The sequence below is a fragment of the Sphingopyxis sp. J-6 genome (genome assembly GCF_046603995.1).
GTDB lineage: Bacteria > Pseudomonadota > Alphaproteobacteria > Sphingomonadales > Sphingomonadaceae > Sphingopyxis.
In genome coordinates this window covers 1689151-1709483 of sequence record NZ_CP145810.1, presented here as the reverse complement: position 1 = coordinate 1709483, position 20333 = coordinate 1689151, and the positions used below count along the sequence as shown (strand labels likewise).

21 protein-coding genes and 1 pseudogene are annotated in these 20333 nt (G+C 63.5%); 13 read left to right on the top strand and 9 right to left on the bottom strand.

All coding sequences use genetic code 11. The features are described 5' to 3' along the window. The 3 genes from V6U71_RS08160 to V6U71_RS08150 are packed head-to-tail and all read left to right on the top strand — an operon-like array spanning position 1 to position 2816. The gene (locus tag V6U71_RS08160; protein WP_411341775.1) at positions 1 to 1632 is read left to right on the top strand and encodes a nitrite/sulfite reductase; all 1632 of its coding nucleotides are present in this window, start codon (positions 1 to 3) and stop codon (positions 1630 to 1632) included. Next, positions 1625 to 2038, top strand: a complete 414-nt coding sequence (locus V6U71_RS08155; protein ID WP_411341774.1) for a DUF934 domain-containing protein — start codon at positions 1625 to 1627, stop codon at positions 2036 to 2038. Before V6U71_RS08160 ends, V6U71_RS08155 begins: the two co-directional genes overlap by 8 nt. Continuing rightward, on the top strand, positions 2031 to 2816 hold the full coding sequence (locus V6U71_RS08150; RefSeq protein WP_411341773.1) for a phosphoadenylyl-sulfate reductase: 786 nt from the start codon (positions 2031 to 2033) through the stop codon (positions 2814 to 2816). The genes V6U71_RS08155 and V6U71_RS08150 overlap by 8 nt, the downstream gene beginning before the upstream one ends. A 35-nt stretch (positions 2817 to 2851) precedes the next feature. Here the strand turns inward: V6U71_RS08150 and V6U71_RS08145 are convergent, their stop codons facing one another. Next, positions 2852 to 4363, bottom strand: coding sequence for a replicative DNA helicase (locus V6U71_RS08145; protein ID WP_411341772.1), 1512 nt, complete (start codon positions 4361 to 4363; stop codon positions 2852 to 2854). Between the two features lie 131 nt (positions 4364 to 4494). Here V6U71_RS08145 and V6U71_RS08140 point away from each other — a divergent pair, with 131 nt between their 5' ends. The 9 genes from V6U71_RS08140 (at position 4495) to V6U71_RS08100 (ending at position 11236) form a co-directional block, all read left to right on the top strand. After that, on the top strand, positions 4495 to 4992 hold the full coding sequence (locus V6U71_RS08140; protein WP_054587470.1) for a UPF0262 family protein: 498 nt from the start codon (positions 4495 to 4497) through the stop codon (positions 4990 to 4992). Positions 4993 to 4995: 3 nt separating this feature from the next. Beyond that, on the top strand, positions 4996 to 5757 hold the full coding sequence (locus V6U71_RS08135) for a glycoside hydrolase family 25 protein (RefSeq protein ID WP_411341771.1): 762 nt from the start codon (positions 4996 to 4998) through the stop codon (positions 5755 to 5757). After that, positions 5754 to 6212, top strand: a complete 459-nt coding sequence (locus tag V6U71_RS08130) for a cytidine deaminase (protein WP_411341770.1) — start codon at positions 5754 to 5756, stop codon at positions 6210 to 6212. The genes V6U71_RS08135 and V6U71_RS08130 overlap by 4 nt, the downstream gene beginning before the upstream one ends. 39 nt (positions 6213 to 6251) lie before the next feature. Beyond that, positions 6252 to 6806 (top strand): dCTP deaminase, encoded by a 555-nt coding sequence (dcd, locus tag V6U71_RS08125; RefSeq protein WP_411341769.1) that lies wholly within the window; start codon positions 6252 to 6254, stop codon positions 6804 to 6806. Positions 6807 to 6884: 78 nt separating this feature from the next. Next, positions 6885 to 8189 carry a glycoside hydrolase family 5 protein gene (locus V6U71_RS08120; protein WP_411341768.1) on the top strand — a complete coding sequence of 435 codons (1305 nt, stop codon included), beginning with the start codon at positions 6885 to 6887 and terminating at the stop codon, positions 8187 to 8189. Further along, positions 8086 to 8604: a hypothetical protein gene (locus V6U71_RS08115; protein WP_411341767.1), complete on the top strand. Its 519-nt coding sequence runs from the start codon at positions 8086 to 8088 to the stop codon at positions 8602 to 8604. Before V6U71_RS08120 ends, V6U71_RS08115 begins: the two co-directional genes overlap by 104 nt. A gap of 67 nt (positions 8605 to 8671) precedes the next feature. Next, the gene (locus V6U71_RS08110; RefSeq protein WP_411341766.1) at positions 8672 to 9184 is read left to right on the top strand and encodes a DoxX family protein; all 513 of its coding nucleotides are present in this window, start codon (positions 8672 to 8674) and stop codon (positions 9182 to 9184) included. A gap of 71 nt (positions 9185 to 9255) precedes the next feature. After that, positions 9256 to 10428 carry a saccharopine dehydrogenase family protein gene (locus V6U71_RS08105; RefSeq protein WP_411341765.1) on the top strand — a complete coding sequence of 391 codons (1173 nt, stop codon included), beginning with the start codon at positions 9256 to 9258 and terminating at the stop codon, positions 10426 to 10428. A 7-nt stretch (positions 10429 to 10435) separates the two neighbouring features. Next, positions 10436 to 11236 carry an acyl-CoA thioesterase gene (locus V6U71_RS08100; protein ID WP_411341764.1) on the top strand — a complete coding sequence of 267 codons (801 nt, stop codon included), beginning with the start codon at positions 10436 to 10438 and terminating at the stop codon, positions 11234 to 11236. Here the strand turns inward: V6U71_RS08100 and V6U71_RS08095 are convergent. The 5 genes from V6U71_RS08095 to V6U71_RS08075 all read right to left on the bottom strand — a co-directional run bounded on the left by V6U71_RS08095 (position 11227) and on the right by V6U71_RS08075 (position 16715). Continuing rightward, the gene (locus V6U71_RS08095; protein WP_411341763.1) at positions 11227 to 13026 is read right to left on the bottom strand and encodes a CocE/NonD family hydrolase; all 1800 of its coding nucleotides are present in this window, start codon (positions 13024 to 13026) and stop codon (positions 11227 to 11229) included. The two genes, V6U71_RS08100 and V6U71_RS08095, sit on opposite strands and share 10 nt — an antisense overlap. 283 nt (positions 13027 to 13309) lie before the next feature. Then, positions 13310 to 14659, bottom strand: a complete 1350-nt coding sequence (locus tag V6U71_RS08090) for a sensor histidine kinase (RefSeq protein ID WP_411341762.1) — start codon at positions 14657 to 14659, stop codon at positions 13310 to 13312. Next, positions 14656 to 15390, bottom strand: a complete 735-nt coding sequence (locus tag V6U71_RS08085) for a response regulator (protein WP_411341761.1) — start codon at positions 15388 to 15390, stop codon at positions 14656 to 14658. The genes V6U71_RS08090 and V6U71_RS08085 overlap by 4 nt, the downstream gene beginning before the upstream one ends. Before the next feature lie 131 nt (positions 15391 to 15521). After that, on the bottom strand, positions 15522 to 16151 hold the full coding sequence (locus tag V6U71_RS08080; protein WP_411341760.1) for an EF-hand domain-containing protein: 630 nt from the start codon (positions 16149 to 16151) through the stop codon (positions 15522 to 15524). Positions 16152 to 16541: 390 nt separating this feature from the next. Continuing rightward, entirely contained in the window at positions 16542 to 16715 is a 174-nt protein-coding gene (locus tag V6U71_RS08075) for a DUF1328 domain-containing protein (protein ID WP_411341759.1), read from the bottom strand. Positions 16716 to 17205: 490 nt separating this feature from the next. Between V6U71_RS08075 and V6U71_RS08070 the strand changes: the two genes are divergently transcribed. Beyond that, complete coding sequence (locus V6U71_RS08070; RefSeq protein WP_411341758.1) at positions 17206 to 18171, top strand: HIRAN domain-containing protein; 966 nt, start codon at positions 17206 to 17208, stop codon at positions 18169 to 18171. A gap of 7 nt (positions 18172 to 18178) precedes the next feature. On the opposite strand, the gene V6U71_RS08065 is transcribed toward V6U71_RS08070, so the two are convergent. The 3 genes and pseudogenes from V6U71_RS08065 to V6U71_RS08055 form a co-directional block, all read right to left on the bottom strand. Continuing rightward, positions 18179 to 18406 carry an HGGxSTG domain-containing protein gene (locus tag V6U71_RS08065; protein ID WP_411342325.1) on the bottom strand — a complete coding sequence of 76 codons (228 nt, stop codon included), beginning with the start codon at positions 18404 to 18406 and terminating at the stop codon, positions 18179 to 18181. A gap of 279 nt (positions 18407 to 18685) precedes the next feature. Beyond that, positions 18686 to 19711, bottom strand: a complete 1026-nt coding sequence (locus tag V6U71_RS08060) for an IS110 family transposase (RefSeq protein WP_058537102.1) — start codon at positions 19709 to 19711, stop codon at positions 18686 to 18688. Between the two features lie 252 nt (positions 19712 to 19963). Then, a pseudogene (locus V6U71_RS08055) lies at positions 19964 to 20284 on the bottom strand (ATP-binding protein); the annotation flags it as partial. Positions 20285 to 20333: the final 49 nt, after the last annotated feature.

Here is a 20333-nt window from a genome sequence, read left to right as displayed (position 1 = left end):
ATGTATAAATATGACGAATATGACCATGCGATGGTTGCCACGCGTGTCGCCGAGTTCAGCGATCAGGTGCGCCGCCGCCTTGCCGGCGAGATCACCGAAGACCAGTTCAAGCCGCTACGCCTGATGAACGGCCTCTATCTCCAACTCCACGCCTATATGCTGCGCGTCGCGGTGCCTTACGGCACGCTCGACAGCCGCCAGATGCGCATGCTCGCGCATATCGCGCGCAAGTACGACCGCGATTACGGCCATTTTACCACCCGCCAGAATATCCAGTATAACTGGATCAAGCTGGAGGACGCGCCCGCCATCCTCGAAGACCTCGCGTCGGTCGAGATGCACGCGATCCAGACCAGCGGCAATTGCATCCGCAACATCAGCTCGGACCAGTGGGCCGGTGCCGCCGCCGACGAGATCACCGATCCGCGTCCGTGGGCCGAACTGCTGCGCCAATGGTCGAGCTTCCACCCCGAATTCAGCTATCTGCCGCGCAAGTTCAAGATCGCGGTGATCGCCGCCGACGAGGATCGCGCCGCGATGCGCCTCCACGACATCGGTATCCAGATCGTCGAGAAGGACGGCGTCCACGGCGCCGCCTTCTACGTCGGCGGCGGCATGGGCCGCACCCCGATGATCGCGCCGCTGATCAAGGATTTCGTGCCGCTCGAGGATATGCTGAGCTATGCCGAGGCGTGCCTGCGCGTCTACAACCGCTATGGCCGCCGCGACAATATCTACAAGGCGCGGATCAAGATCCTGATCCACGAGCTCGGCGCCGAGGAATATCGCCGCCAGGTCGAGGAAGAATATGCACATGTGAAGTCGCTCGGCATCGACCCGCCCAAGGCCGAGTTCGACCGTATCGCCGCGCAGTTCGCGCCGCCTGCGCTCGACGCCTCGGCATCCGATGCCATCGACCGTAGCGACCCCGACTTCGCGGTCTGGGTCGACCAGAATGTCGCCGCCCACAAGGTACCCGGCCATGCGATCGTCAACATCAGCCTGAAGCCCGTCGGCGGCATCCCCGGCGACGCCAGCTCGGCACAGATCGACCTGATGGCCGACCTGGCCGAGCAATACAGCCATGACGAGCTGCGCGTTACGCATGCGCAGAACATCGTCTTGCCGCACGTCCGCAAGGCCGATCTTTACGCGGTATGGCAGGCGCTCGACGGCGCGGGGCTAGCAACGCCGAACCTCGACCTGATCAGCGATATCATCGCCTGCCCCGGGCTCGACTATTGCAGCCTCGCCAATGCGCGCTCGATCCCGGTCGCGCAGAAAATCGCGGCGCGCTTTTCGGACCTTGGCCGCCAGAAGGAACTGGGCGAACTGAAGCTCAAGATTTCGGGCTGCATCAACGCTTGCGGCCACCACCACGCCGGCCACATCGGCATCCTGGGGGTCGATCGCAAGGGCACCGAGAACTACCAGTTGTTGCTCGGCGGATCGGGCGCGGAGGACGTCTCGCTGGGCACGATCACCGGCCCGGGTTTCAACGAGGACGGCATCGTCGACGCGATCGAACGCGTCACCGACAAATATCTTGCCGAACGCACCGATGGCGAACGCTTTGTCGATACCTTCCGCCGTGTCGGCATGGCCCCGTTCAAGGAGGCGATCTATGGTTGAGCATCTGCATAGCGACGGCGAGGAACCCTGCGTCACGCTCGATGCCTTCCTGCAGCAGTCGAACGCGACGGCCGTGCGGCTCGAGCCCGACGAGGATGCACGCGCGCTGATCCCGCACCTCGACCGGCTGGCGCTGATCGAGGTCGCTTTCCCCAAGTTCCGCGACGGTCGCGGCTATTCGTCGGCGCGCATCCTGCGCGAGGCAGGCTATAACGGCGAATTGCGCGCGCAGGGCGACGTCCTGGTCGACCAGATCGCCTATATGAAGCGCTGCGGTTTCGACAGCTTTGCGTCCGAGAAGGCGCTCAATCCCGCCGATGTCGAAGCGGCGCTGACCCGCTGGCCCGAACATTATCAGGGCGCGGCCGACGGCGCAGTGCCGATCTGGAAGTTGAGGCATGGCTGACGTGAAGGCCGAGCCCCGCTCCCGCGACCGGATCGACGTGGCGCCGCGTTTCACGCAGGCCGACGTCATCCGCCTCAACAACCTGTTCCGCGGCCAGGATGCCGCGGAAGCGGTCGCGAGCGTCATCGGGGCCGGCCTGCTCGGCGATACCGGCATCGTGTCGAGCTTCGGCGCCGAAAGCGCGGTGCTGCTGCACCTTGTCACGCGCGTCGCACCCGACATGCCGGTGCTGTTTCTCGATACCGGCAAGCATTTTCCCGAAACGCTCGCCTATCGCGACGAACTGGCGGCGAAGCTCGGGCTCAACATCGTCAACCTGACCCCCGATCCGGAAGAACTGGCGAAAAAGGACGCGACCGAACTGCGCTGGTCGTATGATCCCGACGGCTGCTGCGAAATCCGCAAGGTCAAGCCGCTCGAAAAGGCGCTCGCCGACTTCGATACCTCGATCACCGGGCGGAAGGGTTTCCAGTCGGCGACGCGGCAGGGCCTCGCCCGCTTCGAACTCGACGGCAATAGCGGCCGCCTGAAATTCAATCCGCTCGCCAACTGGACGCGCGAGATGCTCGACGCCTATTTCGCCGAGCACGATCTGCCGCGCCACCCGCTGGAAGCCGATGGCTATCCGTCGATCGGCTGCTCGCCCTGCACATCGAAGGTCAAGCCGGGCGAAGACCCGCGCTCGGGCCGCTGGCGCGGCTGGGACAAGACCGAATGCGGCATCCACGAAGCGGTGACGCCGCTCGGCGACGACCCGGCGAACGACCCGGCGTTCTGATCCTGCCCGTCGTCCCGGCGAGAGCCGGAATGACGTCATTCATAATCGTCATACGCCATGCTGTCGTCGGCGAGGTCGCTGAACTTGGTCGTCTTCGCCTCGAAGTGCATGCGGATCTTGCCGGTCGAACCGTGACGCGATTTGGCGACGATCACTTCGGCAAGACCGAAGACGCGTTCCATTTCGGCCGCCCATTCCTCGTGCTGCGCATGGATCTTGACATCGTCGCCTTCGACCGGGCGCTTGGGTTCGCGCGCGGCGACATAATAATCCTCGCGGAACACGAAGAGCACCATGTCGGCGTCCTGTTCGATCGAGCCCGATTCGCGAAGGTCGGAGAGTTGCGGCCGCTTGTCCTCGCGACTTTCGACCTGACGGCTGAGCTGCGACAGCGCCATCACCGGCACATTCAGTTCCTTGGCCAGGGTCTTGAGACCGCGCGAAATCTCCGAAATTTCCTGCACACGGTTGTCGCCGCTCTTCGACGAGCCCTGCAGGAGCTGGAGATAATCGACGATGATGAAGCCGATACCGTGGCGGCGCTGCAGCCGCCGCGCGCGGGTGCGCAGGCCGGCGATCGTCAGGCCGGGCGTATCGTCGATGAACAGCGGCAGCGTCTGCAGCGCCTGCGCCGCGCGCGAAAGCTGCTGGAACTGGTCCTTGCTGATCTTGCCCATGCGCAGCGCTTCGCCCGACACCCCCGACTGTTCGGCGAGGACGCGCGTCGCGAGCTGGTCGGCGGACATTTCGAGGCTGAAGAAGGCAACCTTCGCGCCCATGTTCTTTTCGGGCGGGATGCCATCCTCTTCGTCGCGGCGGAAACGCTCGGCGGCGTTGTAGGCGATGTTGGTGGCGAGCGAGGTCTTGCCCATGCCCGGACGCCCCGCGAGGATCATCAGGTCGCTATTGTGCATGCCGCCGATCTTGGCATTCATGCTGGCGATCCCGGTGGTGATCCCCGACAGATGGCCGCCCGAATTCAGGGCGCGTTCCGCCGCTTGTAGCGCGACGAGGCTCGCGGCGTTGAAGCTTTTGACCGACCCCATCTCGGCCTCGCCGCCCGCGACGCGATAGAGCGCGGTTTCGGCCTCTTCGATCTGCGATTGCGGATCGACGCTTTCGCTGGTGTCGAGCGCGCTGTCGACGAGCGTGCGTCCGACGCCGACCAGCTCGCGCAGCAGCGCAAGGTCGAATATCTGCCGCGCAAAGTCGCGGGCGCCGATCAGACCCGCGCCGCTGCCGGTCAGTTGCGCGAGATAACCGACGCCGCCGACCGCCTTCATCGCCTCGTCGGCTTCGAAATAGGGTTTGAGCGTCACCGGGGTCGCGATGCTGTTGCGCTCGATCAGCGCCATCGCCTGCTGGAAGATGCGGCCGTGCAGCGGTTCGAAGAAATGATCGGGAGTCAGATGGACGGGAAGATCCTCGACGACTCGGTTATCGATCAGGATCGCGCCCAGAAACGCGGCTTCCGCCTCGATATTACGCGGCAATTGGCGTTCGTCCCCGGCAGCCGCCGGGGCAGGAAAGAGAGCGAGTTCAGCCATGATGCGGCACCATGCTACGGTGCGAAACGCCTTGCAACAGCGATTGCCCCACCCGCACGGTGCCTGTGGATAGTTCCGGCATAAGTCGCCCCCTTGCCCTTCGTGGCGGGCCAAGTAGAAGCACTTGCAGCATGGCCGACGCAGACCCCTCGAAACAGCGCATCATCTCGGTCGAGCTCGACGAGGGCTCGATCGTCTGGCGCAACCCCGATGTCGAGCAGGAACGCCGCGTCGCGATCTTCGACTTGATCGAGGATAACAAGTTCGTCCCGCAGCGCGGCCATGCCGACGGTTACGCCGGTCCCTACCGCCTGATGCTGCGCGTCGAGGAAGGCCGGCTGATCTTTGAAATCAGCCGCGAAGACGGTTCGCCGCTCGAGGCGATCATTCTCGGGCTCGGCCGCTTTCGCCGTCCGATCCGCGATTATTTCGCGATCTGCGACAGCTATTATCAGGCAATCAAGACCGCGACCGCGCAACAGATCGAGACCGTCGACATGGCGCGCCGCGGCCTGCACAACGAGGCAGCGGAGATGCTGATGGACCGGCTCGACGGCAAGATCGCGGTCGATTTCGACACCGCGCGGCGCCTCTTCACGCTGATTTGCGTATTGCATATCAAGGGTTAGCGAATGGCGACGGGGGCAGCCAGCAGCAGGAACAGAAAGCCGGCGCGGATTGCGGCGGACTGGCGGGGCGTGCTCGCGCGCTGGTTGCGGCGTATCGGCGGCGTGCTGCTGCTGCTCATCCTCGCTGTGGGGCTCGCGATCTGGTGGGCGGCGCGCTGGACGCCGCCGCGCGAACAATATCCGATCCAGGGGGTGACGATCGACGCCGCCAACGGCGCGGTCCACTGGGGCTCGATCAAGGCCGCAGGCGCCGATTTCGCTTATGTCATGGCGACCGACGGAACCGCCGGCCTCGATCCTATGTTCGCACGCAACATGACCGCGGCGCGCGAGGCCGGGATCCAGACCGGCGCGATCCACCGCTACAGCCTGTGCCAGCTTGCCACCGATCAGGCCGCGAATTTCATTCGCCACGTCCCTCGCCGCGCCGACGCGCTGCCGGCGGTGGTGTGGCTCGACTATGACGATCGCTGCCCCGACCGGCCGACGCGCGCCTTGCTGCTCTCCGAACTCGCGACCTTCCTCGCGCAGATCGAGGCGCATATGGGCAAGCGGAGCCTGATCGCCCCCGGCCCGGCTTTCGAAGCCGATTACAAGGTGACCGAGGGCATCGCGCGTACAACCTGGCTGCGCCGTGATTTCTTCGAACCCGATTATGGCGCGCATCCATGGGCGATGTGGCAGGCCAACAACTATGTGCGGCTGTCGGGCGCCGACGGTACCGTCGGCTGGAACGTGCTGCGCAGCGAGGGAGAGGCGCCATGACGGAAGATGCGACCCGCGACGCCCTGATTGCCGCGGCACGCGAGGCGGCAAGCCGCGCTTATGCCCCCTATTCGGGATTTCACGTCGGCGCGGCCTTGCTGCTCAAAAATGGCGACGTCGTCACCGGCGCCAATGTCGAAAATGCCAGTTATGGCCTTACGCTGTGCGCCGAAACCGCAGCGATCGCCAAGATCGCGAATGAAGGCTGGATTGGCGAACTCACGGAGATGGCGCTCATCGGCGGCCGTCCCGACGGAGATATGCTGCTGGGCAGCGAAGCCGTCCATCCGTGTGGCCGCTGTCGCCAGATTCTCAACGAAGCAGCCGAGCAATCGAAGGCCGATATCCTCGTCCACTGCGCATCCGGCGACGGCAAGGTCGTGCAGAGCTACAGGCTCAGCGAACTGCTTCCCGCCGCCTTCGGCCCAAAAGACCTCGGGCTGATCCCCGACTGACCGCTTGCGCAAAGCGCGCCGCCCTTACAAGAGACACGCATGGCCATTCTTTCCGACCGCTGGATTCGCGAAGCCGCCCAGACGCAGGGCATGATCGAACCGTTCGTCGAGGCGCAGCGCCGCGACGGGTGCATCAGCTATGGCCTGTCCTCCTATGGTTATGACGCGCGGGTCGCGCCGGAGTTCAAGATTTTCACCAACGTCGACAGCACGATCGTCGACCCCAAGGATTTCGACCCGAAAAATTTCGTCGACCGCGAAACCGACGTCTGCATCATCCCGCCGAACAGCTTCGCGCTCGCCCGTACCGTCGAATATTTCCGTATTCCGCGCGATGTGCTGGTGATCTGCCTCGGCAAGTCGACCTATGCCCGCTGCGGCATCATCGTCAACGTCACCCCGCTCGAACCCGGCTGGGAAGGCCATGTGACGCTGGAATTCTCGAACACCACCCCCCTGCCCGCCAAAATCTATGCCAATGAGGGCGCCTGCCAGTTCCTGTTCCTGCAGGGCAACGAGCCGTGCGAGACGAGCTACGCCGACCGTGCGGGCAAATATATGGGGCAACAGGGCGTGACGCTGCCGAAGCTTTGACGCCGCCGCCGCCGCCATGGCGCTTGCCGTCGCGATGAAATTTGATAACGTTCCCATAAATCGAATGGGGATGAGGTCATGACACTCCGTATCGTCGCGCTGATGCTCACCGCGCTGCTTTTACCGACCGCCGCGCACGCCGAAGGGATGTTGAAGGTCCGCGGGACGCAGATCGTCGACGCCAGCAACAAGCTCATCATCCTCCGCGGCATGGGACTGGGCGGCTGGATGTTGCAGGAAGGTTATATGCTGAAACTCGGCGAAATCGGGCAGCAGCACAGGATCCGCGCCAGGCTGGTCGAACTTGTCGGCGAGGAGCGGACGGCCGCATTTTACCGCGCCTGGCTCGATAACCACACCACCGAAGCCGATATCGCGCAGATGGCGAAATGGGGCTTCAACTCGGTGCGCCTGCCGATCCATTTCGACCAGCTCACCCTGCCCGTCGACAAGGAACCCGTGGCCGGGCAGGACACATGGCACGCGGAAGGTTTTGAGCGCATCGACCGCCTGCTGGCGTGGAGCAAGGCGCACCGCATCTACCTGATCCTCGACCTCCATGCCGCGCCCGGGGGGCAAGGCAACGACCTCGCGATCTCCGACCGCGATCCCGCCAAGCCGTCGCTATGGCAAAGCGAGGAGAACCAGCGCAAGACCGTCGCGCTGTGGACCAAACTCGCCGCGCGCTATGCGAACGAGCCGTGGATCGGCGGTTACGACCTGATCAACGAGCCGAACTGGAGCTTTGCCACCCCCGGCAAGGGCAATGGCTGCGACGAGACCGAGAACAAGACGGTCTGGAGCCTGCAACAGCGGATTACCGCCGCGATCCGCACCGTCGACAAAAAGCATATCGTGATCGTCGAGGGCAATTGCTGGGGCAATAATTACAAGGGCCTGCCGCCCGCATGGGACGCCAATATGGTGCTGAGCTTCCACAAATACTGGAACCGCAACGATGCAGCGAGCATCGCCGACATCACCGCGCTGCGCAGCAGCTATGGCCGCCCGATCTGGCTCGGCGAGTCGGGCGAGAACAGCAACGGCTGGTACCGCGATGCGATCACGCTCGTCGAGGGCGAAGGCATCGGCTGGAATTTCTGGCCGCTCAAGAAGATCGGCTTCAACCAGCCGCTGGAGATCGATCCGGGTCCGGGCTGGGCCGATTGTCGCATGGATGACGGGCAAGGGCGCGAAGCCGGAGCCCGACGCAGCCTTCGCTGCCATGATGCAACTTGCCGACAACAGCCGCTTCGACCGGAATATCCCCAAACCCGACGTGATCGACGCGATGCTGCGCCAGCCGCACGATCCGGGCGATCACCCCTTCGTCGCCCACACGCTGGACCGGGCGCCGCTGACTATCGCTGCCGTCGATTATGATCTCGGGCCGCCGGACGTCGCTTACCACGACACGGTCGACGCCAATTATCATGTCGCCACGGGCGGCGAGCGGACGCCGTGGAACAACGGGACGACCTATCGCAACGACGGCGTCGACATTGCACGCGAAACCGATGGCACGCCCTATGTCAGCGACTTTGTGACCGGCGAGTTCATGCGCTACAGCGCCGACGTCGCGAAGGCCGGGCGCTGGACCGTCTCGGCGCGCGTCCGCTCGGCAAAGGGCGGCCGCATCGGCATCGACGAACGCGGCGTCGCCGTTCCGGCCGGCACCGCGTGGCAGATGATCAAGCTTGCCGACGTCGACCTGCCCGCGGGGCCCGGCGCGGTGACCCTGCGCGCGATCGATTGCAGCGATTGCGAGGTCGCCGAACTGACCTTCACCCCGCGCTGACCGGAACCCATCGCCTCTCCGCGCGTCCTGTCTGCACAAGCGGGCGGGCAGTAGTGGAGGATGACCCATGTCCATGATCGCCGTCTTCATCGGCCGCCTGTTCATTGCCGTGATTTTCATCGTGTCGGGGATCAACAAGCTGATCCACGTCGCCGATACCAATGCGATGATTTCTGCCGCCGGCCTGCCATCCGGGCTCGCCATCCCGACTGGGCTCTTCGAGCTGATTGCCGGCGTCTGCCTTGCTCTCGGCATCGCGACGCGGCTGTGGGCGATCCTGCTCGCCGGGTTCGTCCTGCTCACCATCCTGTTCTTCCACCGCGAATTCACCGATCCGATGCAGGCGATGGCGGCGATGAAGAATCTGGCGATCGCGGGCGGCCTGCTCTGCCTGTTCGGTTATGGCCACACGCGCTGGAGCTACGACGCGCTGCGCGCGCGGCGCCGCGGCGAGATTGCGCAGCACGACGCCGAACTTCGCGCCCGCGAGGCAGAACTCCGTGCCGCCCGCGCCGAGGGCCGCGCCGAAGCGGTCGATGCACCGGTCGTGGTCGAAAAGCGTCCCTTCTGGCGGCGCTGACGCTTCGCGCTTGGCATCCTCCCTTGCGTGCGCTAGCCTCAGCTTGACGTTTACGTAAATGGGAGGGTGCCATGGCCGCTTCGCGTGAATTCGATATCATCGTCTATGGCGCGACCGGTTTCACCGGCCGCCTCGTCGCCGAATATCTCTCCGAACATTATGCGGGCCGCGCCGATGCCCCCAAATGGGCAATGGCGGGGCGCAGCGCCGACAAGCTGGCCGAAGTCCGCGACCTGATCGGCGCGCCAAAGGATATTCCGCTCGTCGTCGCCGATGCGAGCGATCCTGCCAGCCTCGATGCCATGGCGGCGCGGACGCAGGTCGTCCTGACCACCGTCGGCCCCTATCAGCTCTATGGCGAGCCGCTCGTCGCTGCGTGCGTCAAGGCGGGCACCGCTTATGCCGACCTCTGCGGCGAACCCGGCTGGATGCGCGAGATGATCGACGCGTATCAGGATGCCGCCAAGGCGTCGGGTGCGCGCATCACCTTCAGTTGTGGATTTGACAGTATCCCGTTCGACCTCGGCGTGCTGTTCCTGCAGGCCGAAGCAGTCAAACGCCACGGCGGCCCGGCGCCGCGCGTCAAGGGCCGCGTCCGCAAGATGGCCGGCGGTGCGTCGGGCGGCACGATCGCCAGCCTGACCGAAACGATGAAGGCGATCGCCAAAAAGCCCTCGCTCGCGCTGCTCCTCAAATCGAGCTTTGCGCTGACCCCGGGCTTCGAGGGCCCGTCGCAACCGACGGGGCTGATTCCCGAATATGACGCCGCCACGGGCACATGGACCGCACCTTTCGTGATGGCGCCGATCAACACGAAGAATGTCCACCGCACCAATTTCCTGCTCGGCCAACCCTGGGGCGCGGACCTCGTTTATGACGAGATGCTGATGACGACGATCGGCGATGCCGGCAAGGCGATGGCCGAAGCGATCGCCAAGGCCAACCCGTTCGGTGAATCGAAACTCCAGCCGGGCGAAGGCCCGAGCAAGGAAGAGCGCGAGAACGGGTTCTACGACGTGCTGTTCATCGGCGAATATCCCGATGGCCGGGCGGTCCGTGCCAGTGTCCAGGGCGACCGCGATCCCGGCTATGGCTCGACGTCGAAGATGCTGGCCGAAACCGGTATCGCGCTGCTCGCAAACAAGGGCGAGGGCGGCGTGTGGACCCCCGGCGCGCTGCTCGGCGACGCACTGATCGCACGGCTGACCGAGCATGCCGGAATGACCTTCCAGATCGAGGAATAGGACGAGAATGACGACCTCCCCCAGCGCGCTCGACGCGCTGCTTTCGACGCTGCGTACCGAAGAGGGCGTGGCGAAGGCGCATATCGACGAAGGATGGATGCAGGGCCGCACCGCCTATGGCGGGATCAGTTCTGCCGTCGCGCTGGCGGGCGCGATGGCGCTCCATCCGACCGAGACGCCGCTACGTTACGCGCAGATCAGCTTCGTCGGGCCCGTCGGCGGCGACTGCACCGTCGCAACGCGCGTGCTGCGGCAATCGAAATCGAGCCTGTTCGTCGACGCCGGAGTGTCGAGCGACGCGGGCTTCGGCACCGCCGCCGTTTTCGCCTTTTCGGGCGATCGCGCCAGCCATCTCGACCACAATAGCCTGACCATGCCCGAGGTGCCCGCACCCGAAACCTTGGCGCCGGTCCCCGAGCACAAGGTCCGTCCCAGCTTCACCCGCCATTTCGACATGCGCCCGACGACCGGCCCGCGCTTCGACTGGAAGCAGGACGTCGGTGAATATCTGACCTGGGTGCGCTTCGTCGAGGAACCCGCCTGCCATCCTGCGGTCGCACTGCTCGCGATGGGCGACGCCCTGCCCCCCGCGGCGATGGCGCTGTTTACCGAGTTCGGGCCGATCAGTTCGATGAACTGGACCGTCAACATGCTCACCGGCAATCCGCAGACCGAGGATGGCTGGTGGCTCTTGTCGGCGAAGACCGGTTATGCGCGCGGCGGCTTTTCGGTGCAGGACATGATGCTGTGGAACCGCGCCGGCGAACCGGTGCTGAGCGGCAGCCAGGGCATCGCGATCTACGCCTGATCCTCGGGTTGACCGATCGGGATGCTGAGCGTGCTCGGGCGCGTGGCGTCGTGATAGAGGCGCACGGTGACCGTGCGCGCATCGGCCATCGTTTCGTCGGCCACCGGCTTGCCGCTGTTATAATTCTTTTGCCATTTCAGATCGTGATTAGGCTTTACGACCAACCGCAGGCGGCATCCCTTTTTGATCAACCGCGAAATGAAGAAGAAGCCGTCGAAGTCGTAGCGTAGCGGCTCTTTCGTTGCGATCAGCCTCTCGGTGCGCAGTCCTTCGCGATGGCGCGCGCGCTTGTGCTGCTCGGTCAGGAACAGGCTCGATCCATCGGGCGCGATTTCATAGATCGAGACCATGAAATCGGTGTCCGGCGTATCGATCGCGATCGAGGCGTTAAACTTGAAGAAGCCGGTTACTTCCGTATCCTTCTCGAACGGTTCGCTGTGATAGATCAGCTTGCCGCCCGCGGTGGCGGCGACCAGCGTCTGACCGGTTGTGTGCCATTCGGTCAGCGAAGCCTCGAGCCGGAGGCTGCTGAGATCGCGCGGGTCGTAGATATAGTGATCGGGCTGCGCCTTTGTCGCGGGCGTGGGCTTCAGCGTCCCCGAAGCATAGACATTATCGGGGTTGCCCGACGAATGCAGGTGGAGCGTTTCGTAGCGCGCGGTGGCGTCCTCGATCCTGTCGGCATAGCGCCACTTGTCCGCGACCATCACATAATAAGCGAATTTCTTCTTGAGAAACTCCGGCCGCGGGCCGTCTTCCATCGCAAAGGCGTACCAGTCGCGATGCAGCTTCTTCATGTCGAGCACGCTCGCCTCGCCGACCTTGATGCCATAGAATTCGGCGGTCGGGTTGCGCACCTCGTCGTGCCCCCACGGGCCGATCACCAGATAATGATTGGCGTTCGCCCCCGCATATCGAAGATGCTGGCGATGGAATTCGAGCGTGCCGAGCTGATCGCCGTCATAGATGCCGCACAGCGACAGCACCGGCATCGTCAGCTTGGCAAATTGTTCGGGCGACGGGTTGAGCCGGTCATAATATTCGTCCTGCCGGGGATGATCCACCCACTGCTGGAACGGTTTGGACTCAAACCCGAAAAACTCCGGCATCTTGCGGAACGGCAGGCCCGCTTCGAGGAAGCGCAGATATTCGGTGCCCCAGCCTTCATCGGCAAAGACATTGTTTCGCCGGGTGTTACCCTTGACGAACGTCATCCACTGCCCGCCCGCGAAGTTGAAGAAGATGTTGTAGCGGATCGGGAAATCGAACCCGGCAAAGGCGGGGGCCGACGGGATGATCGTCGCGAGCCCCTTCGGATCGCCGCGCACCGTCGCCCATTGCGTATAGCCGACCCACGACAGGCCGCACATGCCGACCTTGCCGTTGCAGAAGGGCTGCTGGATCAGCCATTCGACGATGTCGTGGCCGTCCTCCGGCTCGGTGCCGAAGGGCGCAAACTCGCCATCCGAATCGCCGCGCCCGCGCATGTCGACCGCCAGAAACGGATAGCCGTTCCGGGAGAAATCGACGCCCTCGGCATGATAGCCGTCGGCCGTATAGGGCGTGAGCGCAAAAATCGTCGGACGCGGTGCCTTCAGGCCACGCGGCAGATAGAGCGTCGCGCCCAGATGAACGCCGTCACGCATCGGAATGCGCACTTCATATTTCATCTGTGACGAGAATCTCGGCTGCGCCGCCGCGTCGCCGCCGGCCAGCGCCGCTTTTGCCCCGGGAGCGGCCGCCAGCGTCAGGATCGACGTTGCGGATAGAAGATATTCCCTGCGATTCATGGCCGCCCTCTCAGTTTCGTATACTATATCCTATAGGAGCTTTTGTCGGAAGGAAAGTGGGAGTTCACAAAATCCGCGCGCTAAGTGACACGGTTCGGGCTGCTCCCGACCGGTTGCGGACCTAATCATCGTCACCCCGGACTTGATCCGGGGTCCACGACGACGGCGCGGCTATGGATCCCGGATCAAGTCCGGGATGACGAAGGCGGGTAAGCAACGTCCGCCGCCCGCCCCGAAGTCGATATTCGTAACCGGTGCTGGAAGGCGCCGCGGAAGCCAGCCGCTAGGCCGCTGTCGGCAGCACAATCACCGCATCGAGCCCGCCGCCATCGCGATTGGCGAGCGTCAGCGTTCCGCCCTCGCCCTCGGCGATATCGCGGGCAATCGACAGCCCCAGCCCCGCGCCGCCGGTCGCGCGGTTGCGCGACTGCTCGCCGCGCGCGAATGGCTCGACCAGCGTCCGGATTTGTTCCCCGCTCAACCCGGGGCCATCGTCCGATACGACCAGACGCACATGCCCGTCGATCGCCGCGACCGACAGCCGCGCCCGCACACCATAGGCGAGCGCATTGTCGATCAGGTTGCGCAGCGCGCGCCGGAGCAGCATCGGACGCGCCATGACCGCGGCCTCCGCGAGTTCGCCAACGCCGACATCCTTGCCCTGTTCGCCATAGTCGGCGGCGAGTTCCCGGGCCAGGGCGGCCGCGTCGAGGCGCTCCTGCACCTCGGTGCCCGCACCCGACCGCGCAAGCGCCAATATGTCGGCGAGCATCGCGGTCATTTCCTCGATCGACGCGATCATCTTGTCGCGCAGCCGTTCGTCCTCGACCTGTTCGACGCGAACGCGCAGGCTGGCGAGCGGAGTGCGCAGGTCATGTCCGACCGCGCCGAGCATCCGGTCCTTGTCGGACAGCATCGTCGCGATCCGCGCGCGATAGGCGTTGAACGCCCCGATCAGGTCGCGCACGTCCGACGGCCCCTCTTCCTCGAGCGGCGTCGTATCGCGGAGCGCCGGGTTCGAGCGCGCCGCGCGCGTCAGGTCGCGCAGCGGCCGCGCAGCGCGCCACGCGATCAGCATGATCGGGACGAGCAGCAGCAGGTAAAGCGTCAGCGTCTGCCAGACCAGAAATCCTTGCAGGCGATCGCCGCCCGCCTGGATACGGCTGCGCACCGCGAAATAGCGGCCACCGACCTTGGCCGAGACGACGACTGTCCGGCCGGGGAAATCGGGCCGCTGCGCGCGCGGCCGCTGCGGCAGCACCCACGCGTCGACCGCCTCCGCCTTGACGTCGGCCTCGTCCAGCAGACCGGTGACATAGTCGGCCAATGCCGGCATGCGACGCGCGCCGATGGGCACGGGCGGCAGCGTGTCCGAAATCACCAGCTTCTGGACGCGTTCACGCCGCTCCCTATCGTCGTTACCGCTGCGACCGGGCGCGAAATCGCCACGCCGGTCGCGCTCGATCGCATCGAGTATCCGTCCGACCGCCATGCCGCCGCCGTGCGCAAGAACCTGTTGTTTCTGTCCCCGCGCCAGCAGCGTAAAGTTGATCGCCTGCGCCACGAAGAGCATCAGCGCGACGGCGACGAAGAGCTGCCCGATCAGGCTGCGCGGCCACAGGCGGAGTTTCATACTGCCGGCCCCAGCCGCTTGACCTCGCAGGCGAGCGTGTAGCCGCCGCCCCAGACGGTCTTGACGAGTTGCGGGTGCGCGGGATTTTCCTCGATCTTCTTGCGCAGGCGGCTGATCAGATTGTCGATGGCACGGTCGAAGATATCGGCTTCGCGCCCGCGCACGAGGTCGAGCAGCCGGTCGCGGCTCATCACCTGTCGCGGATGGCGAACCAGCGCGTGGAGGAGATGATATTCGCCCGACGACAGCGCGACCTCCTGTCCGTCGCTATCGATCAGCACGCGTTCGACCTCGCGCAGCACCCATGGCCCGAAGGCAAAGCTCGTCCCGCCCGGGTCGAGCGCGCGGCCGCCCTGCTGCGTCCGGCGCAGCACGGTGCGGATGCGCGCAACCAGCTCGCGCGGGTTGAAGGGTTTCACCACATAATCGTCGGCGCCGATCTCCAGCCCGATGATGCGCTCGGTATCCTCGGCGCGCGCGGTCAGGAGGATGACGGGAATGCTGCTCGTCTCGCGAAGGTGGCGGGTCAGCGACAGCCCGTCCTCGCCCGGCATCATGATGTCGCTGACGACAAGGTCGACCGACTGCGCGCGGAGCACCGAACGCGCCTCGGCGGCGCTCGCCGCATCAGTCACCGCAAAGCCCTGCGTTTCCAGATATTCGCCCAGCGGCTCGCGGATCGACGGTTCGTCGTCGATCAGCAGGATGCGCGGCGTGTCGCTGTCGGTCATCGCATTTCCAAAAAATAGTTCGCCCACCGGTCGCCAGGGACCGGTGGGCGATAGCTGGCAGGGACCGGCGGCAAAGGCAATGCCGGGAGGGGGATGGCCTGTCCGTCGACCGCCCGCCCCTGCCAAATGGCTCAGTCGTTGGTCGGGGCAGCCGCGCCGCGCTTCGCGCGCCATTCGGCAGCCTTGGCCTTCCACGCTTCGCGCTGCGCCTGACGTTCCTCGGCGGTCACCTGACCATCCTTGTTCGCATCGAGGCGGTCGAAGCGCGCGAGCGCCGCGGTCTCGAACTCGGCCTGCGTGATCGCCTTGTCGCCATTCGCATCGGCCTTCATCCAGCCGCCGCGACCGCCACGCATGCCGTGACCGCCGCGCTTGCCGTGATGGCCGCGCATGCCGTCGCGCTGGCCTTCGCCGGCTTCACCGGCGGCCGCGCGCTTTTCCTTGCGCTCGGCGCGCTTCGCGGCGCGATCGGCACCATGCTGGTCCCATTCGGCCTTGCTGACGCTGCCGTCCGAATTGGCGTCGAGCGCGGCAAAACGCTTCGCCTGCATTTCGGCGCGCCGCGCGGCGTGGTCGGTCGCGTCGATCTTGCCGTCCTTGTTGGCATCCATGTTGGCGAACCGCTGCACGGCATTGGCCTGCACCTCGGCGCGGGTCAGCACGCCATTGCCATCGGCATCGCCCATCTTGCCGCCCGGGGCAGCGAGCGCGGGCACGGCGATCAGCGCGGCACCCAAGGTAAAAAGAGTGATCTTTTTCACGTAACGAACTCCTCATTCGGAAGGAACGGCGGGCGTCCCGATGAGACGGTTCTAGAGGCGATTTGTCCCAGTCCATTGCCGGATGAGCGAAAAATTGTCGCAAATTGTCGCAGAAAAGCTCTGCTGTTCATGTCGGCGCAAGCGCGCTGAGAGAGTCAGTCTTTCCTGATCGCTTCCAAACGACGAGGTTCAGCAGCGCCCACGACATGCCCCGAACCATAGAGGCGCAAAAACGACGAAGCGACCAAAACGAGTAAGCCCCGTCGCATTTCTGCGGCGGGGCTCCCTAGGTTCCGTCCGAAGACAGGAACCAAATTCTACCTTCTCTTTCGATCGGATAGGTATGTGAAACGCGGCGGACGCCTGTTTGGTTCCATCGCGCCTCGAACTTTATGTGATTTTTTTCGCCGCTGCCGATCCGAGGATCAGGAACAGCACGACAAGGGCAAGGCCGACGAAGAACAGGATCTTGGCAATCCCGGCCGCCGCGCCCGCAACGCCGCCGAAGCCGAGCACTGCAGCAACCAGTGCGATTACGGCCAAGATCAAAGCCCATTTGAACATTGCAGATATCCTTCCATCGTGCGGGAGCGAGGGACGCAACAGTCCGGCATCCGAAGCGGCGCGATTGCGCCCTTTCGGAAGGAAATGCGGCCGGTGACCTCGTTTTCCCATATATTGAGTGCGCTAGGGTAACGTCGGGCGGCGTCGAAAGTTCCTGCGCCACGCAGATCGAACACCGGGTGACATGGACCCGGCAAGAGAAAGTTCGAAAGGAGGACCTGGAGCGGTAGCGGGAACCGCAAAGTATAAAAAAATGCCGCAAAAGTGCGCTCAAGAGCGCGATCAATCAATTATGGCCCCCAAAATGGCCCCCAAAGTCCGCCGATGGCCCCTCCCGCAGGTATGTAGCGGATTGGCGCCCCATAGCCGTCCACATGAATGACGGGGGTTGCATGGAAGAAGGTGTTTCTTGATACGTGAGGCTCGGACGTCACACGCAATGATGCGTTTTTATACGAGCGGGCCATGACAGACCGGTTTGAGATATAGCTTGCCCGTCACCACGATCAAAGCATCGCTGGTAGGAATGAAATATCATGGCGTAGGGCTGGATGAAGCCGCACGCTGCCTAACGGGGCAAACAAATCTGCGCCGCGAGCCAAACAATATGCATGATAAGAATGCCATTGCGGTGGTCCATAAGGATAGAGTTCTTGGCCACATTGACCGCGCGTCAGCGGCGATCATTGCCCCTCTTATCGATGACGGTGCGAGTTCGCAGGTTAGTATCGATACGCTGAAACAAAGGTCTCGCGGATCGATACCCGTCACAGTGAGAATAGACGGGCATCTCCGCAGCACGACAGTTCCGACGATTTGCGAAGTCGAAGCGATCGGTATTTACAGGATTTTCATTAAGGATTCCGACCGGTGCTACATCGGACAGTCGGTAAATATTCGGAACCGTATCCGACAGCATTGGGACGAGCTCGGGCGCGGGACTCATTTGAACTCCGAGCTACGCCGGGAATGGCGCTCCAGAAACCCAGCAGACTTTCTCGCCGAAGTTCTGGAAAGGGCGCCTAGTGGACTTAATGGACTTGAACTTGCACGTTGGCTCGTAGAACGTGAGCGCGCGTGGATTGATGCCTTCGGCGGACTACAAAAGACGATTAATGTCGAAGAACCTAAGATCGTGCTGGACCACGATGCCAGATCGTCGCTCGATATTGAACGACGCAATCATGAACAGGAATTGAGGACGCTAGACGATAGGGCAGAGAGCCTTCTAGCAGCGATCCTTAAAGCTAGTGATCGCGCAGATGTTGCGCGGCGACAGATAAAGGAGGCATCGGTTTTTTGGGGCATTTTTGCCTCTTCCGAGATCAAGAACAAAGCCCGGGTTGCCCAAAATGAGCTCCCCGAAATCTTGGAAAACATATCCATGCTCCAAGCTGAAAGGCAAAAAGTGAATGACATTCTGTACGGACTTCGCAGGCGACTTTTCCTGATTTAGCAGCATACTATCGAATTACCTTAGCTAGCTCGCGCAAATACCGCGCTGCCGCCTTGGTCCGGCCTGAATAGCCCCCATGCTTTCGCGCATTCTCATTTCCTTGGGGCGCGCCGGGGTTTGTCCCGCCGTGCATTCGGCAGCGCCGCTTGCCCTTCACCGCCGGAGACTGGCACGCCGTTCCCGCACGGGTCTGGGCTAGGCAGCGCGGCGCGTAGGCAAGCCGCTCCGGTTGCATGGGATTGTTTGCCTGATTTTCCATTTTCCTTGGTCCCCCCATGATTGTCAAACGGCCCTTTAATTGCGGGTTTCTGTCAAGCCTGTGTATTGATCCGAACCGGGGTCATGGTCCTTTTCGAGGTCATGGCCTCATGATGATGTCCGGGTCGGGTGCCTCAACGTGCGCAACGCGGTCCTGGAAGTCCGCAGCCGTTTGAACGAGGTCACCGCAACCACCGTCCCGGTGGATCATCACAGGTCTGGCGTCAGTCCTGCAATTTCAGGGTAGGTATGACGGTCAGGCAGGCCGTTTCCCCCATTCGAACTCGGTTCCATCCACCCAGATGCAATGAAGGATGATAGCGAGTTTTCGGGCAACGGCGACCTGCGCTTTCTTCATGCCACTTCGCTTTGCAAGCCGCAGCCCCCACGCCTTAAGCGAGCACCACCGCTTGGTTCGATGAAGCAGCACGCTGGCCGCCTCGAACAAATAGGTGCGCAACAGCCGGTCGCCCCAGCGCGAGACTTTTCCCGTTACGTCCATTTCACCCGATTGCTTTCGGCGGGGCGTGAGCCCGAGATAAGCGCCGACCTTTGCCGCATTCTGGAAGCGCGTCGGGTCGTCGATCGTGTGACGATATGTCAGGGCCGTGACGACGCCAATGCCTGGCACGGTCATCAGCCGCCGCGTCGTTTCATCCTCACGCGCAAGCTGGCGAATGGTTCGATCGATCCTTTCCAGCTCGCCGCAGGTTTGCTTGTGCACGGATAGCAGCGGGCGAAGAATGGAGCCGAGAGCATGGCCATCGGCGATGAGGTCGTTGACCCGCCGTTGGAACTGCCCGCCGGCTGCGCGTGGAAAGAGCAAGCCGCATTCCTTAAGCATAGAGCGCATCTGATTTTCCAGATCGCGTCGGACTCGCACCAATCGGGATCGACACACGAGGATGGATCGCGCAGTCTGGCTTTCCTCGCTCTTGACGGCAACCTCTCGATACCAGCCGACTCGGACGAGTTCCGCCAGGCCTCGAGCATCATTCTCGTCGCTCTTGTTCATGCGAACGGACAGGGCCGCATGGGCGTGACGCGCATCGATGCAGACCACGGGCAAACCGGTGCGCTTGAGTTCATGCCAGAGCCAGCTCGACATGGCGCCAGTTTCAAGACCGACGCGTTCGGCATTGGGAGCTTTCCTGGAGATGACCGCCGCCAGCACGCCCGGATCGGATTTCACCCGGCCCTGGTGAATGGGCCGTCCTGCCTCATCGACGATGCAAATCGACGTTTCCTTTTGCGACACGTCCAGTCCGACATAGTGCTTCATGGCGATGCTCCTCCGTTACGATGATTTCTCGTACCCTGCAGCTGTCGCGCCCCAATGGGAACAACGGCAGCAATTACGTCATCGTGTTCAAAAGGGACCCCCGATCGGCGTCGAAGAGGGACCCCCTTTTCGGATAATATGATGCTGGTTTGTTGAAGATGGCCTTGCGCTGCGTGCGGCGGAGGGCGGGCGTAGCCCGACCGGAGGCGCGCGCAGCGCAAGATAGATTTTTGAAGGCGCCGAAGGTGGCTGTCAGCTGCGGTTTTTGAAGCGCCAGCTGTCGTTGCCCGTCTCGACGATATCGCAGTGGTGGGTGACGCGGTCGAGCAGCGCCGTGGTCATCTTGGGATCGCCGAACACGGTCGGCCATTCGCCGAAGGCGAGGTTCGTGGTGATGATGACGCTGGTCCGCTCATAAAGCTTGCTGATGAGGTGGAACAGCAACTGCCCTCCCGAGCGGGCGAACGGCAGATAACCGAGCTCGTCGAGCACGATCAGGTCGAGCCGCGACAGCTGCGCCGCCAGGGTCCCGCCTTTGCCGATCCGGGTCTCCTCTTCGAGGCGTGTCACCACAAAAGGCTTTTGGGACGGTCCCGGCCGGCTCATCCAGACTCCAGGTCTT

Bases quoted from the DNA above. Each gene is read 5' to 3' on its own strand.
- V6U71_RS08160 (WP_411341775.1), top strand. From the start codon at position 1: ATGTATAAATATGACGAATATGACCATGCGATGGTTGCCACGCGTGTC.
- V6U71_RS08155 (WP_411341774.1), top strand. From the start codon at position 1,625: ATGGTTGAGCATCTGCATAGCGACGGCGAGGAACCCTGCGTCACGCTC.
- V6U71_RS08150 (WP_411341773.1), top strand. From the start codon at position 2,031: ATGGCTGACGTGAAGGCCGAGCCCCGCTCCCGCGACCGGATCGACGTG.
- V6U71_RS08145 (WP_411341772.1), bottom strand. From the start codon at position 4,363: ATGGCTGAACTCGCTCTCTTTCCTGCCCCGGCGGCTGCCGGGGACGAA.
- V6U71_RS08140 (WP_054587470.1), top strand. From the start codon at position 4,495: ATGGCCGACGCAGACCCCTCGAAACAGCGCATCATCTCGGTCGAGCTC.
- V6U71_RS08135 (WP_411341771.1), top strand. From the start codon at position 4,996: ATGGCGACGGGGGCAGCCAGCAGCAGGAACAGAAAGCCGGCGCGGATT.
- V6U71_RS08130 (WP_411341770.1), top strand. From the start codon at position 5,754: ATGACGGAAGATGCGACCCGCGACGCCCTGATTGCCGCGGCACGCGAG.
- dcd (WP_411341769.1), top strand. From the start codon at position 6,252: ATGGCCATTCTTTCCGACCGCTGGATTCGCGAAGCCGCCCAGACGCAG.
- V6U71_RS08120 (WP_411341768.1), top strand. From the start codon at position 6,885: ATGACACTCCGTATCGTCGCGCTGATGCTCACCGCGCTGCTTTTACCG.
- V6U71_RS08110 (WP_411341766.1), top strand. From the start codon at position 8,672: ATGTCCATGATCGCCGTCTTCATCGGCCGCCTGTTCATTGCCGTGATT.
- V6U71_RS08105 (WP_411341765.1), top strand. From the start codon at position 9,256: ATGGCCGCTTCGCGTGAATTCGATATCATCGTCTATGGCGCGACCGGT.
- V6U71_RS08100 (WP_411341764.1), top strand. From the start codon at position 10,436: ATGACGACCTCCCCCAGCGCGCTCGACGCGCTGCTTTCGACGCTGCGT.
- V6U71_RS08095 (WP_411341763.1), bottom strand. From the start codon at position 13,026: ATGAATCGCAGGGAATATCTTCTATCCGCAACGTCGATCCTGACGCTG.
- V6U71_RS08090 (WP_411341762.1), bottom strand. From the start codon at position 14,659: ATGAAACTCCGCCTGTGGCCGCGCAGCCTGATCGGGCAGCTCTTCGTC.
- V6U71_RS08085 (WP_411341761.1), bottom strand. From the start codon at position 15,390: ATGACCGACAGCGACACGCCGCGCATCCTGCTGATCGACGACGAACCG.
- V6U71_RS08075 (WP_411341759.1), bottom strand. From the start codon at position 16,715: ATGTTCAAATGGGCTTTGATCTTGGCCGTAATCGCACTGGTTGCTGCA.
- V6U71_RS08065 (WP_411342325.1), bottom strand. From the start codon at position 18,406: ATGCAACCGGAGCGGCTTGCCTACGCGCCGCGCTGCCTAGCCCAGACC.
- V6U71_RS08060 (WP_058537102.1), bottom strand. From the start codon at position 19,711: ATGAAGCACTATGTCGGACTGGACGTGTCGCAAAAGGAAACGTCGATT.